Origin of the sequence: Micromonospora sp. DT43 (genome assembly GCF_049841645.1) — a bacterium.
Classification (GTDB): domain Bacteria; phylum Actinomycetota; class Actinomycetes; order Mycobacteriales; family Micromonosporaceae; genus Micromonospora.
Map to the genome: position 1 here is coordinate 539398 of NZ_JBNCKR010000002.1, position 14514 is coordinate 553911.

Genomic DNA, 14514 nt, shown 5'->3' on the forward strand with positions numbered 1-14514 from the left:
GAGGAACGGTCACTTGTAACGGATTCCGATGAGGCGCTGGAGGAGGATGAACGCGAAGAGCAGACCACCGATCACGATCTTGGTCCACCAGGAGTTGAGACTCCCGTCGAAGGTGATGAGGGTCTGGATCACACCCAGCACCAGCACGCCGAGCACCGTGCCGAAGACGTAACCCGAACCACCGGTGAGTACGGTGCCTCCGATCACGACGGCAGCGATGACGTCCAACTCCATGCCGACGGCGATCAGCGGCGCGCCCGAGAGGGTGTAGAAGGACAGCAGGATGCCACCGATCGCGGAGCACAGGCCGCTGATCGTGTAGACGGCGATCCGGGTCCGCCCCAGCGGCAGGCCCATCAGCAGCGCCGACTGGGGGTTGCCGCCGACCGCGTACACGTTGCGCCCCAGCCGGGTGTAGGCAAGCACGTACGCCGCGACGAGCACCACGGCGAAGGCGATCAACACGCTGATCGAGACGAAGTTGCCCTGGGAATTCCCGATCCGCTCCTGCGACATCCGAGTCCAGAACCCGTCGGTGATCGGGATGGACGAGCCGGAGATGAACGTGCACATCCCCCGGGCGAAGAACATCCCGGCGAGCGTGACGATGAACGGCTGGATGTCGAAGAAGTGGATGGCACACCCCATCAACAGGCCGAGCGTCGGGCCGATGAGCAGCGCGATGACGAGCACGAGCGCTGCGGGCAGGCCCTTCTGCAACAGGTCCGCCGACACCATCGCCGTCATGGCGACGACGGACCCCACCGACAGGTCGATGCCACCGGTGAGAATCACGAAGGTCATTCCCACCGCGACGACGAGCAGGAAGCCGTTGTCGATGAAGACGTTGAAGATGACCTGCACGTTGGAGAACGCCGTGTACTGCGACACCCCGATGGCGTACATCACCAGGAGCAGGGCGAGCGTCGCCAGGACCGGTATCTGCTTCCTCGGCAGCCGGAACCGGGTACGACGGGGGGCGGTGAGCGATCCGGTGGTCATGCCGGCACCTGCTCCTTCGGCTTGTCGGCGACGGGGCGCGGCGGCGGGGCGCTTCTTCGACGCCTGTTGAACTTGGCCCGGAAGGCCGGCGCCTGGATGAGGCAGACGGCGATGACGACTACCGCCTTGAACAGCAGTGAGGTCTGGGGCGAGATGTTCATGGCGTACACCGAGGTGGTCAGGGTCTGGATGATCAGCGCGCCGAGGATGGTGCCGCTCAGGAAGAACCGGCCGCCGGCGAGGGACGTGCCACCGATGACGACCGCGAGGATGGCGTCCAACTCCACCCAGAGACCGACGGCGTTGCCGTCGGCGCTGGAGACGTTTGCCGTCATCATGAAGCCGGCGACCGCGGCGCAGACGGCGCTGACGACGTACGCGAGGAAGATGACCCGGCCGGAGCGGATGCCGGCGAGTCGGCTGGCCTCGGCGTTGCCGCCCACCGACTCGATGATCATGCCGAGCGCGGTACGGCGGGTGAACGCGGCGACCAGCAGTGCCGCGGCCAGGGCTATGAAGATCGCCAGCGGCAGGGTCAACAGGTGACCCAACCCGATCGACCGGAACGGCCCGGAATTGATGGTGATGATCTGACCCTGGGTGATCAGCTGGGCGAGACCCCGGCCGGCCACCATCAGGATCAGAGTGGCGATGATCGGTTGGATCCCGATCACGGCCACCAGCACCCCGTTCCAGACGCCCAGCACGAGCGCGACCCCCAACGCCATGGCGAGGGCGGTCAGCACCACCGTGAGACTGTTCTGGTCGGGCTGCTTGCTGATGTACATGCACGCCATCGCGCCGCTGATCGCACAGATCGAGCCGACCGAGAGGTCGATGCCGCCGGTCGAGATGACAAGGGTCATGCCCAGCGCGACGAGGATCAACGGCGCGCTCAACCGCAGGATGTCGATAGGCGAGCCGTACAGGTGCCCGTCCTTGAGCTCGATGGACAGGAACCCGGGCCGGTAGATCGTGTTCGCGGCGAGCATGGCGACCAGCACGGCGGCGGGCCAGAACAGCCGGTGACCGGTGATCGTCCGGTAGCGGCTCACGGTGTCGCTCATCGGTCTGCCTCCTCGCGGTGGGATCCACTCGCGATGGTCTGCATGATGCGGTCGGCGTTGAGGCTCTCGTCGTTGGCGAGCTGCGCGACCATCTGCCGGTCACGCATGACGGCCACCTTGTGGCTGAGGCGCAGCACCTCCTCCAGCTCGGCGGAGATGAACAGCACCGCCATCCCGCCGTCGGACAGCTGCGTGACGAGCTTCTGGATCTCGGTCTTCGCGCCGATGTCGATGCCCCGGGTCGGCTCGTCGAGGATCAACAGCCTCGGCTCGGTGATCAGCCACCGGGCCAGGAGCACCTTCTGCTGGTTGCCACCGGAGAGGTTTCGGACCGGCACCTCCGGGTCCGCCGGACGGATGTTGAGTGCCTTGACGTACTTGTCGACAAGCTCGTCCTGGCGGCGGCGCGGGATGGGCCGCAGCCAGCCACGGGCGGCCTGCATCGCGAGGATGATGTTCTCGCGGACCGACAGCTCGGGAACGATGCCCTCGGCGCGGCGGTTCTCCGAGCAGAAGCCGACGCCCTGGTCGATGGCCTGCGCGGGGGTACGCAGGCTGCTCGACGTGCCGTCGATCGCGACCTGCCCACCGTCGGCCCGGTCGGCGCCGAAGAAGAGTCGCGCCACCTCGGTACGCCCGGAGCCCAGCAGACCGGCCAGGCCCACCACCTCGCCGGAGTGGATGGTGAGGCTGAACGGCGCGACAGCGCCCGCCCGACCGAGGTTCGACACCGCCACCAGGGGGGTGCCCTCCTCCAGCGCGCCCAGATCCCGACGGGAGTGCTCCTCGAGCCCTTCGAGGACGTCGAGTTCCTTGCCGATCATCTTCTCGACGAGGCCGAGCTGGGGCAGCTCGGCGGTGAGATATTCGCCGACGAGCCCACCGTTGCGCAGCACGGTGATGCGGTCGGCGATCTCGTAGACCTGGTCGAGGAAGTGGGTCACGAACAGGATCGCGATGCCCTCGTCGCGCAGTTGCCGCATGATGCGGAACAACTGCGCCACCTCGCCGGCGTCGAGGCTGGACGTCGGCTCGTCCAGGATCAGCACCCGGGCCTTGATGTCGATGGCGCGCGCGATGGCGACCATCTGCTGGATCGCCAGGGAGTACGAGCCCAGCGGCGCGCTGACGTCGAGGTCGAGGTCGAGGCGGGTGAGCAGGGCGCGGGCGCGGCGGCGAACCTCACCCCAGCGGACGGCGCCGAGCAGCCGCGGCTCACGGCCGATGAAGATGTTCTCCGCCACCGAGAGGTTGGTGCAGAGGTTGACCTCCTGGAACACGGTGCTGACCCCGGCGGCGTTCGCCTGCATCGGCCCGGTGAAGGACACCGGCTCCCCGTCCAGGGTGATCGTGCCCTCGTCGGTGTCGTAGACACCTGTCAGCACCTTGATGAGGGTCGACTTGCCGGCGCCGTTCTCGCCCATCAGGGCGTGCACCTCGCCGGGAAGGAGCTGGAAGTTGACGTTGTGGAGTGCGCGCACCCCGGGAAAGGACTTGCTGATCCCGGTCATCGTCAGGACCGGACGGCTATCCGTCATCCCATCAGACCTCTTCTGGGGGTTGTCGACGCGGAAGGGCCGCTGCGCTCCCATCACGCCCGCCCGGCCGCCCCTGCGGGATGCTCGGGCGGGCGTGGCGCGGGTCATCGCGGGTCATGCCCGGTCCGTTCGGGTTTATGGGGCGACGAGGCGGGGCCGCCGCGCGAGCGCGGCGGCCCCCCGACGTCGATCAGTACTTGCGGGTGGGCAGAGCCTCCTTGGCCTGCGCCTGGGTGAAGGTGGTCTCCTCGGTCTCGATCCGAGCAGGCACCTCCTCGCCGGCCTTGACCTTCTTGGCCAGGTCCATCAGCTGCGGGCCGAGCAGCGGGCTGCACTCCGCGATGAAGTTGAACTTCCCGTCGGCGAGGGCCTGCATGCCATCCTTGACGGCGTCGACAGTGATGATGGTGATGTCCTTGCCCGGCACCTTGCCAGCGGCGGTGATCGCCTCGAGCGCACCGAGGCCCATGTCGTCGTTGTGCGCGAACAGCACGTCGATCTGCTTGTTGCCCTTGAGGAACTGCTCCATGACCTGCTTGCCACCGGCGCGGGTGAAGTCGCCCGACTGGGAGGCAACGATCTTCAGGTTCGGGTTGGCGGCGATCGCCTCACCGAAGCCCTTCTTGCGGTCGTTCGCCGGGGCCGCGCCGGTGCTGCCCTGCAGCTCGACGATGTTCACCGGGCCGGTAGCGCCCTTCTTCTGCTCGACCAGCCACTCACCGGCGAGCTTGCCCTCCTTGACGAAGTCCGAGCCGAGGAACGTCTTGTACAGGCTCTTGTCGGCCGAGTCGACCGAGCGGTCGGTCAGGATGACCGGAATCTTGGCGTCCTTGGCCTCCTTGAGCACGGTGTCCCAACCGGACTCGACCACCGGCGAGAAGGCGATCACGTCGACCTTCTGCTGGATGTAGTTGCGGATCGCCTTGATCTGGTTTTCCTGCTTCTGCTGCGCGTCGTCGAACTTCAGCTCGATCCCGGCCGCGGTGGCGGCTTCCTTGATCGAGACGGTGTTCGCGGTACGCCAGCCGCTCTCCGCGCCGACCTGCGAGAAGCCCATCGTGATCTTGCCGTCGTCCTTGGTGCCGCCGCCGCCGCCGGTGTCGCTGTTGCCGCAGGCCGCCACGCCGCCGACGAGCAGCACGCTGGCGAGGACCGCGATAGCGCGCTGCGTTCGCAACTTTCTCATCAGTTCTCCTTGGCTGGGTGTGGTGGATGACCGCGCGAGCCGCCGACGTGCGAAGGGTGGCGTACGCGGGTGGTGCGTGCTGGTGCGTCGGTGGAGCAGACCGGCGGGCCCGGATGGCCGCTGGAGACGGTCAGGAACCCGCCGGTGCGACTGTTTGTTGGCCGTAGACGTTCTGGTAACGGTGGTAGAGAGCGTCGATGTCGGCCTGCGCGATCGGCACGGGCTTCCCGAGGGTCCGCGCCAGGTACGAGGTGCGGGCCACGTCCTCACACATGACCGCGGCCTTGACCGCCGCCCGGGCGTCCCGGCCGATGGTGAAGACGCCGTGGTTGCGCATCAGCACCGCGGGTGAGCGGTGCCCGGCGAGCGTGGCGACGATGCCCTTGCCGATGTCGTCGCCGCCGATCAGCGCGAACGGGCCCAGCGGGATCTCCCCGCCGAACTCGTCGGCCTGCGCCGTGAGGTGGCACGGGATCGCCTCTGCGCAGGCGGCCCAGGCGCTGGCGTACGAGCTGTGCGTGTGCACGACGCCGCCGACCTCGGGCATGGCCCGGTAGACGTAGGCGTGGGCGGCCGTGTCACTGGACGGGGCGAGATCACCCTCGACGAGGACACCGTCGAGGTCGCAGACCACCATCGTGTCGGCCGTGAGGTCGTCGTAGCCCACCCCGCTCGGCTTGATCACCATGAGGTCCTGGCCGGGGACCCGCGCGGAGACGTTGCCGGACGTCCAGGCGACCAGGTTGTAGCGGGTCAGCTCGGTGTGCAGCCGGGCGACGGTCTCGCGCAGCTCGGCGATCTGTCGACTCACCTCTGCGTTCATGCGACGACCTCCAGCGGGGTCTCGTGCGTGACCGTGGCGGCCTCGACGGCCGCGTTACGAATCGCCCGCAGGCGGAGCATGACGTCGTTGCCACCCCGACCGAAGTGGTCGTGCAGCGCCCGGTACTCGGCGTACAGGGCGTCGTAGGCGCGCGCCCGGTCGGGATCCGGTGTGTAGACGGCCTCGTGCACACGCCCCATCGCCTGCGACGCCTCGTGGATCGAGGGGTACGCCCCGGCGGCGACGGCGGCGTGGATCGCCGACCCGAGCGCCGGCCCCTGCGCGGACGCGATGATGTTCAGCGGTCGCTTGGTCACGTCGGCGTAGATCTGCATCAGCAGCTTGTTGTTGGTGAGACCGCCGGCGATCACCAGGTCGTTCACCGGCACCCCGGCCTCGACGAACGCGTCGATGATCATCCTGGTGCCGTACGCGGTGGACTCCAGCAGCGCACGGTAGATGTCCTGCGGGCGGGTGGCCAGGGTCATCCCGACGATCATCCCGCTGAGGTCGTGGTTGACCAGCAGCGACCGGTTGCCGTTCCACCAGTCCAACGCGACCAGGCCGTGCGCGCCGACCGGTTGGCCGGCGGCGAGCTCGGTGAGCCGTTCGTGCGAGTCGAACCCGGCGGGAGCGCCGTGCTCGACGAACCAGCCGAAGATGTCGCCGACGCCGCTCTGCCCGGCCTCGTAACCCCAGGCGCCGGGGCTGATGCCGCCGTCCACGACACCGCACATGCCGGCCACCTCGGCGACCTCCGCGCCGTTGACGACGTGGCAGGTCGAGGTGCCCATGATGGCGACCAGCCGACCGGGCTCCACGGCCTGCGCGGACGCCGCGGTGACGTGCGCGTCGACGTTGCCGACGGCCACCGCGATCCCCTCCGGCAGACCCGTCCAGGCCGAGGCGCGGGCCGTGAGCGTGCCGGCGCGGGCGCCGAGCGGCAGCAGCGGACCGTCGAGCTTGGCCACGAAGTCGCCGAAGTCGGGATTGAGCGCGGTCAGGAAGCTCTCGGACGGGTACTGCCCGTCCTGCAGGATGCCCTTGTATCCGGCGGTGCAGACGTTACGGGTCTCGACGCCGCTGAGCTGCCAGACGATCCAGTCGGCGGCCTCGATGAACCGCTCGGCCCGGTGGTAGACCTCCGGGTCCTCCTCCAGCATCTGCAGACCCTTGGCGTACTGCCACTCGGCGGAGATCTTGCCGCCGTACCGGCCGATCCACGGCTCGGCCCGCTCGTGGGCCAGCGCGTTGATCCGGTCGGCGTGCGGCTGCGCGGCGTGGTGCTTCCACAGCTTGACCCACGAGTGCGGCCGGTCGCGCAGGTCGGGAGCCTCGCACAGCGGGGTGCCGTCGGCGTCGGTCGGCAGCACGGTGCAGGCGGTGAAGTCGATGCCGATGCCCACCACAGCCGCGGGGTCCACCCCCGCGGCGGACACCGCCGCCGGGACGGCGTTGCGCAGCACGTCGCGGTAGTCCTCCGGATTTTGCAGCGCCCAGTCCGGGGGCAGCGGCCGACCTCCGGGCAGCGTCGCGCTGATGACCGCGTCGCCGTACTCGTGCACTGCGGTCCCCAGCTCGGCACCGTCAGAAACCCGGACCACGAGGGCCCGCCCGGAGAGAGTGCCGAAATCGACACCCACGACGTAGCTTTCTGCAGCTCCGTCCATACGCTCCATGTTCACCTCCACCGTTAACGGGGATAGTGTTAACGCTCACATCCAGCCTCGTCAAGACATCTACCTGCAACAGCTCCGTAACGGAACGCGGGGGGCGCGCCGGTTCGGGCGGGCCGAGCCGGGCGCTTCCGCAGCGGACTGGTGCAAAGTCCGCTATTTCGACTCCGCCCTGCCGGTGCCGCGCCGAAGGCTGGCATCGGGTCGGCGACGACAGACGCCTCCTCGGCCGGCCGTCGGCCCCGCACTGCTCGACCATCCGGGCGACGGCAGCACCGCACCCGCTCGCTGCGGCGCGTCAGTCCGAAGGTGACGGTCCGCTGGTCGGCGACGATGTCAGCGATAACATCGCCGCGGCCGCCGCCCACCCAGGATCAGACCTATGGCGTACGCCACGGCCGCCGCCGAGCCCATGAGCGCTTACTCCGGCCGCCGACATGCACCTCACGCACCCGACCCGCGCGGCGTGTTATCGATAACATTCGACGTTTCGTGGTCGACTCCAGATCGGCGACGTGGCGGTGTCCCGTCGTCGGGACACCGCCACATCAGCGACATCGAATCGATCGCGCGCCCGGCCCGGCCTCAGTGGGCCGGGCCGGGGGCCGGCCGGGTCAGGCGGCGCGGCCCCGGTTGTAGCGCGCCCTGGCCCAGAGGAAGCAGACCACGGTGATGACTGCACACCAGGCGACCGCGAGGAGCCCGTTGACGCCGATGCCGGTGCCGAACAGGAGACCCCGGAGGGTCTCCATCACCGGGGTGAAGGGTTGGTAGTCGGCGAACAGACGTATCGGCGTCGGCATGGAGTCGGTGGGGACGAACCCGCTGCCGAGGAACGGCAGGAGCACCAGCGGCATGGGCAGGTTGCTGGCCGTCTCCACGCTCTTCGAGACGAGGCCGAGAGCCACCGACAGCCAGGTGACCGCGAAGGTGATCATGACGAGGACGCCGACCGCGGCGAGCCACTCGACGGCGTTGGCGGTCGGACGGAACCCGACGAGCAGCGCCACGCCGGTGACCGCCGCGAGGCTGAGCATCGTCTGGAGCACACTGCCCACGACGTGACCGGTGAGCACCGACGGTCGAAAGATCGCCATCGTACGGAAGCGGGCGATGATGCCCTCGGCCATGTCCATGGCGACCGAGATCGCGGTGCCCTGCGCCGCGCTGGCCACCGTGATGAGCAGGATGCCGGGGGTGACGTAGTTGGCGTAGTCGGCGCGGTCGCCGGAGGGTCCGAGGCCGGCGCCGAGCGTGCCGCCGAAGACGTAGACGAAGAGCAGCAGAAGGATGACAGGTATGCCGATGAGCATGAGGGTCAGCGAGGGATAGCGCCGCATGTGCAGGAGGTTGCGCCGCAGCATGGTGTTCGAGTCACGCAGGGCGAGGGTGAGGGTGCTCATCGCGCGGAAGCCCTTTCCTGGCCGGACCGACCGGCCCGGGTGTCGGATTGACTGTCTGGTTGGCCGGTGAGGGCGAGGAAGACGTCGTCGAGGTCGGGGGTGTGCACGGCGAGGCCGGCCACCGTGATCGCGTCGCGGTCGAGGTGGTCGAGAACGGCCCGTAACGAACCCACCCCGCCGTCGCTGGGCACCTGGAGGGTCAGCGCGGCGTCGTCCCGGGTGGCCGCCGAGAACGTACGGGTCGCCGCGTCGAGTCCCTCCTGGTCGGCGAACCGCAACACGACGTGACCGCCCGGGATGAGCCGCTTGAGCTCGTGCGGGGTGCCCTCGGCGATCAGCCGGCCGTGGTCGAGGAAAGCGACACGGTCGGCGAGCTGGTCGGCCTCCTCCAGGTACTGCGTCGTCAGCAGGATGGTGACGCCCTCCGCGGCGAGGGCCCGGATGATGTGCCACATGGCGCGGCGGCTGCGCGGGTCCAGGCCGGTCGTCGGCTCGTCGAGGAAGATGACGCGGGGGTCGCCGACCAGGGTCATCGCGAGGTCCAGCCGACGGCGTGTGCCGCCGGAGTACGTCGCGGCCGGTTTGTCCGCCGCCTCCGCGAGGTCGAACTGCTCGATCAGGTCGGCGATTCGTCGCCGGCCCATCGCCCTGTCCAGGTGACACAGGTCCGCCATCAGGCTCAGGTTCTCCCGACCGGTGAGCAGGTTGTCCACGGCGGAGAACTGGCCGGTGACGCCGATCAGGTCGCGTACCGCGTCGGGCTCGCGTGTCACGTCGTGGCCGAGGACGCGGGCGTGGCCGGCGTCCGCCCGGAGCAGGGTGGAGAGGATCTGCACGGTGGTGGTCTTGCCGGCGCCGTTGGGGCCGAGCAGCGCGAAGATCGTTCCCTCGGTGATCATCAGGTCGATGCCGTCGAGCACGACCTTGTCGCCGTAGGACTTCCGCAGCTCCGTGGTGACGATCGCGGGTTTCCTGCTGCTGGTCATGGTCTCCTCATTCGTGGTGGGGGGTCGTGGTCGGTCAGGCACGGCGGATCGTGATGTCGCCGAAGGAGGTGTTCGCGCGGATCTCGACCGTCTCGTCGGTCTCGGCCGGGCTGTCGGTCGACTCGAGCGCGTTGTGCACGCGCCCATGCCGCGAGCTGACGTCGAGCCAGGCGGCGGTGCCCCGCCGGACACCGACCTCGATCGCGCCGTACGAGGTGTGCGACTCGACCGACCCGCGCACGACCTCGCCCAGCCGGACGTTGCCGTACGCGGTGCGTGCCGCCACCGAGGCCATCGACGCGTCGACGGTGATGTCGCCGTACGCGGTGTTGACCCGGACGTCACCGCCCCCGCGGCCGATCCAGCAGTCACCGGAGGAGTTCTTGATCTCCGTGGTGCCGTCGACGGTGCCGAGGCGCACCTTGCCGGAGGATGCCTTCACCCGGGCGGAACCGGTGACGCGCTCCACCGCGACCTCGCCGTGGCTGCTGTCGATCTCCAGCGGCCCGGTCTCCTCGAGCCGGATCCCGCTGCCGGTCTTGATGCGGCACTCGCCGAGCCGCCCCTCGCCGCGGAACGCCGCCCACGCCGCCTCGGCGTGCAGTCGCGTGCCGCTCGGCACCTCGATGAGGACGTCGACCGACGGCCCCGAGCCGAAGCCGTAGCGGCGCCAGCTCTTCGGCACCCGGATCCGCAGGAGGCCGGCTGCGTACTCGATTGTGGTCTGCTCCGCGGCGCTCACGTCGGCCTTGCTCGACGGGTCGCGGGGTCGCACCTGCACCACCGTGTCGGTGCGGTCGGTAGCGGCGATCCAGGCGTCCCCGACGGGCAGCTCGACCTGGACGGAAATCGGTTCTGGTGTGTCGAAAACAGGCATGGTGGTCTCCCGGAAGGTGTCAGCGATGGCGGAGCGGAGGTGGGGGAAGGGCGCGGCGGTCAGCGCGCCCAGCCGGTGACGTGCTGACCCGGCCGCGGCGGCTCGGGCCGGCGCGGTGGCTGGCGGTCCGTGCCGCCGGTCGCGACGGCGGCGGCGACGGCCCGCACCAGCCAGGCGTTGACGGACAACCCGGCCCGGCTGGCGGCCCCGTCGACGCTGGCCTTGAGATGGTCGGGAAGGCGGAGGTTGATCCGGGACGTGCCGCCCTCGTCGTTCTCGGGCGGGAGCAGCGGCGCCGGCGCCGGAGGCGGTTCGCTTGCCGCACCCGTGCCGTCCGCCGGCAGGTTCGCGGGCGTCACCACGAAATTGGGCTCACGCCCGCGCAGCCGGACGTGCACCGACCCGGGGGCGAGATCGCGGGTGATCTCGTCGGCCGCGTCGGACAGCGCCTCGAGCAGCGTCAGGTGGGTCGCCGCCTCCAGCTGGGTGAAGAGTCGCTCGGCCAGCACCCGCCCCTCGGGGTCGACGCCCTCGGCGGCCACGGCGAACTCGTTGCGCAGGTTCTCGACGTACGGCCTCAAGTCCATGGCACCATCATGGCATCACTTTGGCTCAGGATGCAACAGCAATGGCTCAGCGTGCTGCCATGCCGTTCATCGACGGTCGCCGGCCGGGCGCTGCGGCCCCCCGAACGCGCGGCGGACCAGCCGGTTCGCGACCTCCTGCGTCAGCCCGGTGGCCACCAGCAGATCGCTTGTCGTCGTCCGGACCTGCGCCACCACGACGGCACCGGAGAAGCCGACCCCATCCCGATAGGCGTCACCGGCGGCGCAGACCGCCCGCAGGGCCCGCGCCCGCGCCTCGGTGGGTTCGTGACCGGCGGCGAACTGCCGCTTGAGCAGTCGTACCGCGGCGGCGAGGTCGGCGACCGCCCCCGGCAGCGCCTTCGGGACCGGCTCGCCGTCCTCGATCACCGTCACCGCGCGGCGGATCAACGTTCCGGCGTTGCGCATCGCCCGGTCGATCGGCGCCGCCGCCTGCGCGTACCGGCCTACCGGCCCGTGCCGCTCGTGCCAGTGCACAGGCGAGAGCGTGCTGGCCTCCCGGGCGCCCTGGGTCGCCTCGACGAGCGCCCGCAGTTCGTCCTTGTTCTCCCGCAGCTTCGTGCGGGCGGTCAGCGCACTGTCGATGTCGCCGTCGGCCAAGGCGCCGGCGGTGGCTTCGAGGGTGGTGCTGAGCAGGTCCAACACCGGCCGCGCGGCCCGGTTGAGCACCCGCAGCGGGCTCAGCGGCAGGAGGACGGCGGTGACCAGCAGCGCCACCGCTCCCCCGACGAGAGCGTCCACGAAACGGGGAATCTCCAGGTCCCGCACGGACGGACTCAACGTGGCGATGAGCACCGCCGTCGCCCCGGCCTGGATCACCACCGCCGCGCTGCCGGCCAGGAACAGCGCGACGAGGATGGCCAGCACGACGATCAGGGCGAGCTGCCACCAGCCGGTGCCGGTCACCGTGAGCAGCAGGTCGCCGACCAGCACCCCCACGGTGACGCCGATGATCAGCTCGACGGTGCGGCGCAGCCGTTGGCCTACCGACGCGGCGAGGGTCGAGACCGCGGAGATCGGCGCGAACACCGGCTGCGAGACGTGCAGCACCTGGCGCACCACCAGCCAGGACAGCGCCGCGGCCAGACCGGCCTGCAGAGCGAGGCCGCCGATGCCCCGTACCCGCCGTGCCCGGTCCCGCAGCGTCCCCCACAGTCGGGCGCGGAGTCGGGCGACAGTCGTCGCCGGAGCGGCGCGCGCCGGGGCACCCGCGTCCGTACCGGGCCGACCGGCAGCGACCATGGCGGCGGCTACCCGGCCGCACCCCGATCAATCCTGGCCGCCGGGCGCGGCCACGCGCTGCCGCGCCGCGCCCGGCGTCCGACGGCGGTCGCGCTCAGCGCGCGGCAAGCACCTTCTCGGCGTACGCCCAGAGCTGCTCCGCGGCAACCGGGTCGACCGCGTGTGCCGCCACCCCGCCGCTCGCGTCCGAGCCCGCGGGCACCACCTCCGCCTCCTGGTTGTCGACGAAGTACCGGCCGCCGATGCCGTCGAGCAGTGGTGACGCGGCGAGCAGGACGGTGGTGGCCGCTCCCTGGGCGGGCGTCTTGAAGTAGTCCGGTACGACGAGGTTGCCCGCCTCGTCCATCGCGCCGAGCGCGCGCATCATGTCGTCGTCGAGGTGCCGCTGCAGGTTGGTGTGGATGTACCCGGGGTTGAGGGCGTTGGCGGTGATCCCGTCCGTCGCCCACTGCCGGGTGATGCCGACCGCGAGCAGGACGTCCGCCGTCTTCGACTGCCCGTACGCCGTCCACGGGTCGTACGGGCGCCGCTCGAACTGGGGGTCCTCGACGTCGAACGGAGCGCCCAGGTGCGCCCCCGAGCTGACCACCACGACCCGGGCCGCCCCGGCGGCGCGCAGGTTGTCGTGCAGACCGACGGCGAGCGCGAAGTGACCCAGGTAGTTGGTCGCGAGCTGGAGTTCCCAGCCCTGCGCGGAGAGCTGCCGGGTGGGAAGCGCCATGATGCCGGCGTTGGCGACAAGCGCGTCGAGCGGGCCCCGCCAGGCCGCGACGAAGGCGTCGACCGACGCCAGATCGGCGAGGTCGAGCGCGGCCGAGCGCACGGCGCCGCGGGTGGCGCCGGTGGCGAACTCCTCGACGAGCGCGGCCGCCCGCTCCGGATCACGGACGGCGACGGTGACCTCGGCGCCGGCACCGGCCAGGGCGCGGACGGTCTCGACACCGAGGCCGGAGGCGCCGCCGGTGACGATCATCCGGCGCCCGCCGAGGTCCACGCCGTCGAGGATCTCGGCGGCGGTGGTGCGGGCGGTGAACGACGTGGTGAGGCGTGGGTTCGTTGTCATGTCACCCAGGCTATGAACCCGAAGCTGGACTGCCTATAGTCTAGAGTCCGCATTACTTTCGCGAGAGTCCAGGACGGTGCGGATGGATCCCCTCGAGGACGTACTGGCGTTGCTCGGCGCGACGAGTCACGTCTCCGCCGGCCTCGTCGCCGGTGGTCGCTGGGCGCTCCGGTTCGACCCACCGGCCGGGGCCAAGTTCAACGCCATCCGACGCGGCCGGTGCCTCCTGCGCGTCGACGGCGAGCCCGAGCCGATCGACCTCGCCGAGGGTGACTGCTACCTGCTGACCCGGCCGGTGGCGTACACGCTCTTCAGTGACCCCGACGCCCCGGTCCAGCCGGCGTACCCGATCTTCGCCGCCGCCGCCGACGGCGTGGCGCACGCGGGCGACGGCGACGACATGTTCCTCATCGGCGGCGCGTTCTCCCTGGGCGACCGGGGACGCAGCCTCCTGCTGGACAGCCTTCCGCCGATCATCCACGTGCCCGCCGACACGCCCGCGGCCGCCACCATCCGATGGGCGCTCGACGAGATCGACACCGAGCTGCGACAGCCTCAGCTCGGGTCGCGGCTCGTCGCCGAACACCTGGCGCTCGTCCTGCTGATCCAGGTCCTGCGGCTGCACCTGGCCCGCGATCCCCAGCACACGTCCGGCTGGCTGGCCGGGCTCGCCGATCCGGTGGTGGCCCCCGCACTGCGGGCGATGCACGGACGACCCGCGCAGTCCTGGACGGTGGACGAGATCGCCCGCGCCGCCGCGGTCTCCCGGTCGACGCTCGCCGCCCGCTTCCGGCAGGTCGTCGGCGTGGGCCCGCTGGAGTACCTCACGCGCTGGCGGATCGAACTGGCGGCCGACCGTATCCGCCGCGGCTCGGACACCGTCGCCACCATCGCCCTGGCCGTCGGGTACGGCTCGGAGAGCGCGCTCAGCGTCGCCTTCAAACGCGTCACAGGCGTCTCGCCCCGCGCCTACCGCAGACAGGTGGCCGGAGGCATCCGGGCCGGGTAGGCGACCCGGCGGCACCGCCGCGAGCGGCCCGGACACC

13 protein-coding genes are annotated in these 14514 nt (G+C 70.4%); 1 reads left to right on the forward strand and 12 read right to left on the reverse strand.

The window, feature by feature from the left end:
- Positions 1 to 9: 9 nt before the first annotated feature.
- The 12 genes from yjfF to ACLQ26_RS06560 form a co-directional block, all read right to left on the reverse strand.
- The gene (yjfF, locus tag ACLQ26_RS06505; RefSeq protein ID WP_393295612.1) at positions 10 to 1002 is read right to left on the reverse strand and encodes a galactofuranose ABC transporter, permease protein YjfF; all 993 of its coding nucleotides are present in this window, start codon (positions 1000 to 1002) and stop codon (positions 10 to 12) included.
- A complete protein-coding gene (locus ACLQ26_RS06510) occupies positions 999 to 2069 on the reverse strand; it encodes an ABC transporter permease (RefSeq protein WP_425743557.1) in 1071 nt (356 codons plus the stop codon). The genes yjfF and ACLQ26_RS06510 overlap by 4 nt, the downstream gene beginning before the upstream one ends.
- Entirely contained in the window at positions 2066 to 3607 is a 1542-nt protein-coding gene (locus tag ACLQ26_RS06515; protein WP_425743558.1) for a sugar ABC transporter ATP-binding protein, read from the reverse strand. Before ACLQ26_RS06515 ends, ACLQ26_RS06510 begins: the two co-directional genes overlap by 4 nt.
- A 190-nt stretch (positions 3608 to 3797) precedes the next feature.
- Positions 3798 to 4793 carry an ABC transporter substrate-binding protein gene (locus tag ACLQ26_RS06520; protein WP_425743559.1) on the reverse strand — a complete coding sequence of 332 codons (996 nt, stop codon included), beginning with the start codon at positions 4791 to 4793 and terminating at the stop codon, positions 3798 to 3800.
- A gap of 130 nt (positions 4794 to 4923) precedes the next feature.
- The gene (locus ACLQ26_RS06525) at positions 4924 to 5616 is read right to left on the reverse strand and encodes an L-ribulose-5-phosphate 4-epimerase (RefSeq protein WP_363682875.1); all 693 of its coding nucleotides are present in this window, start codon (positions 5614 to 5616) and stop codon (positions 4924 to 4926) included.
- Positions 5613 to 7295 (reverse strand): ribulokinase, encoded by a 1683-nt coding sequence (gene araB, locus ACLQ26_RS06530; RefSeq protein ID WP_425743560.1) that lies wholly within the window; start codon positions 7293 to 7295, stop codon positions 5613 to 5615. Before araB ends, ACLQ26_RS06525 begins: the two co-directional genes overlap by 4 nt.
- 611 nt (positions 7296 to 7906) lie before the next feature.
- Positions 7907 to 8695 carry an ABC transporter permease gene (locus ACLQ26_RS06535; RefSeq protein ID WP_425743561.1) on the reverse strand — a complete coding sequence of 263 codons (789 nt, stop codon included), beginning with the start codon at positions 8693 to 8695 and terminating at the stop codon, positions 7907 to 7909.
- A complete protein-coding gene (locus tag ACLQ26_RS06540; RefSeq protein WP_425743562.1) occupies positions 8692 to 9681 on the reverse strand; it encodes an ATP-binding cassette domain-containing protein in 990 nt (329 codons plus the stop codon). The genes ACLQ26_RS06535 and ACLQ26_RS06540 overlap by 4 nt, the downstream gene beginning before the upstream one ends.
- A 34-nt stretch (positions 9682 to 9715) precedes the next feature.
- A complete protein-coding gene (locus tag ACLQ26_RS06545; RefSeq protein WP_425743563.1) occupies positions 9716 to 10558 on the reverse strand; it encodes a DUF4097 family beta strand repeat-containing protein in 843 nt (280 codons plus the stop codon).
- A gap of 59 nt (positions 10559 to 10617) precedes the next feature.
- On the reverse strand, positions 10618 to 11145 hold the full coding sequence (locus ACLQ26_RS06550) for a hypothetical protein (protein WP_425743564.1): 528 nt from the start codon (positions 11143 to 11145) through the stop codon (positions 10618 to 10620).
- Between the two features lie 66 nt (positions 11146 to 11211).
- Positions 11212 to 12405: an FUSC family protein gene (locus tag ACLQ26_RS06555; protein ID WP_425743565.1), complete on the reverse strand. Its 1194-nt coding sequence runs from the start codon at positions 12403 to 12405 to the stop codon at positions 11212 to 11214.
- A gap of 94 nt (positions 12406 to 12499) precedes the next feature.
- Positions 12500 to 13468 (reverse strand): SDR family NAD(P)-dependent oxidoreductase, encoded by a 969-nt coding sequence (locus ACLQ26_RS06560; protein ID WP_425743566.1) that lies wholly within the window; start codon positions 13466 to 13468, stop codon positions 12500 to 12502.
- Positions 13469 to 13550: 82 nt separating this feature from the next.
- On the opposite strand from ACLQ26_RS06560, the gene ACLQ26_RS06565 reads away from it, so the two are divergent.
- Complete coding sequence (locus ACLQ26_RS06565; protein WP_425743567.1) at positions 13551 to 14477, forward strand: AraC family transcriptional regulator; 927 nt, start codon at positions 13551 to 13553, stop codon at positions 14475 to 14477.
- Positions 14478 to 14514 lie beyond the last annotated feature (37 nt).

What these genes read in the sequence shown, in the direction of transcription:
- yjfF (WP_393295612.1), bottom strand. Translation starts at nt 1,002, where the DNA reads ATGACCACCGGATCGCTCACCGCCCCCCGTCGTACCCGGTTCCGGCTG.
- ACLQ26_RS06510 (WP_425743557.1), bottom strand. Translation starts at nt 2,069, where the DNA reads ATGAGCGACACCGTGAGCCGCTACCGGACGATCACCGGTCACCGGCTG.
- ACLQ26_RS06515 (WP_425743558.1), bottom strand. Translation starts at nt 3,607, where the DNA reads ATGACGGATAGCCGTCCGGTCCTGACGATGACCGGGATCAGCAAGTCC.
- ACLQ26_RS06520 (WP_425743559.1), bottom strand. Translation starts at nt 4,793, where the DNA reads ATGAGAAAGTTGCGAACGCAGCGCGCTATCGCGGTCCTCGCCAGCGTG.
- ACLQ26_RS06525 (WP_363682875.1), bottom strand. Translation starts at nt 5,616, where the DNA reads ATGAACGCAGAGGTGAGTCGACAGATCGCCGAGCTGCGCGAGACCGTC.
- araB (WP_425743560.1), bottom strand. Translation starts at nt 7,295, where the DNA reads ATGGAGCGTATGGACGGAGCTGCAGAAAGCTACGTCGTGGGTGTCGAT.
- ACLQ26_RS06535 (WP_425743561.1), bottom strand. Translation starts at nt 8,695, where the DNA reads ATGAGCACCCTCACCCTCGCCCTGCGTGACTCGAACACCATGCTGCGG.
- ACLQ26_RS06540 (WP_425743562.1), bottom strand. Translation starts at nt 9,681, where the DNA reads ATGACCAGCAGCAGGAAACCCGCGATCGTCACCACGGAGCTGCGGAAG.
- ACLQ26_RS06545 (WP_425743563.1), bottom strand. Translation starts at nt 10,558, where the DNA reads ATGCCTGTTTTCGACACACCAGAACCGATTTCCGTCCAGGTCGAGCTG.
- ACLQ26_RS06550 (WP_425743564.1), bottom strand. Translation starts at nt 11,145, where the DNA reads ATGGACTTGAGGCCGTACGTCGAGAACCTGCGCAACGAGTTCGCCGTG.
- ACLQ26_RS06555 (WP_425743565.1), bottom strand. Translation starts at nt 12,405, where the DNA reads ATGGTCGCTGCCGGTCGGCCCGGTACGGACGCGGGTGCCCCGGCGCGC.
- ACLQ26_RS06560 (WP_425743566.1), bottom strand. Translation starts at nt 13,468, where the DNA reads ATGACAACGAACCCACGCCTCACCACGTCGTTCACCGCCCGCACCACC.
- ACLQ26_RS06565 (WP_425743567.1), top strand. Translation starts at nt 13,551, where the DNA reads ATGGATCCCCTCGAGGACGTACTGGCGTTGCTCGGCGCGACGAGTCAC.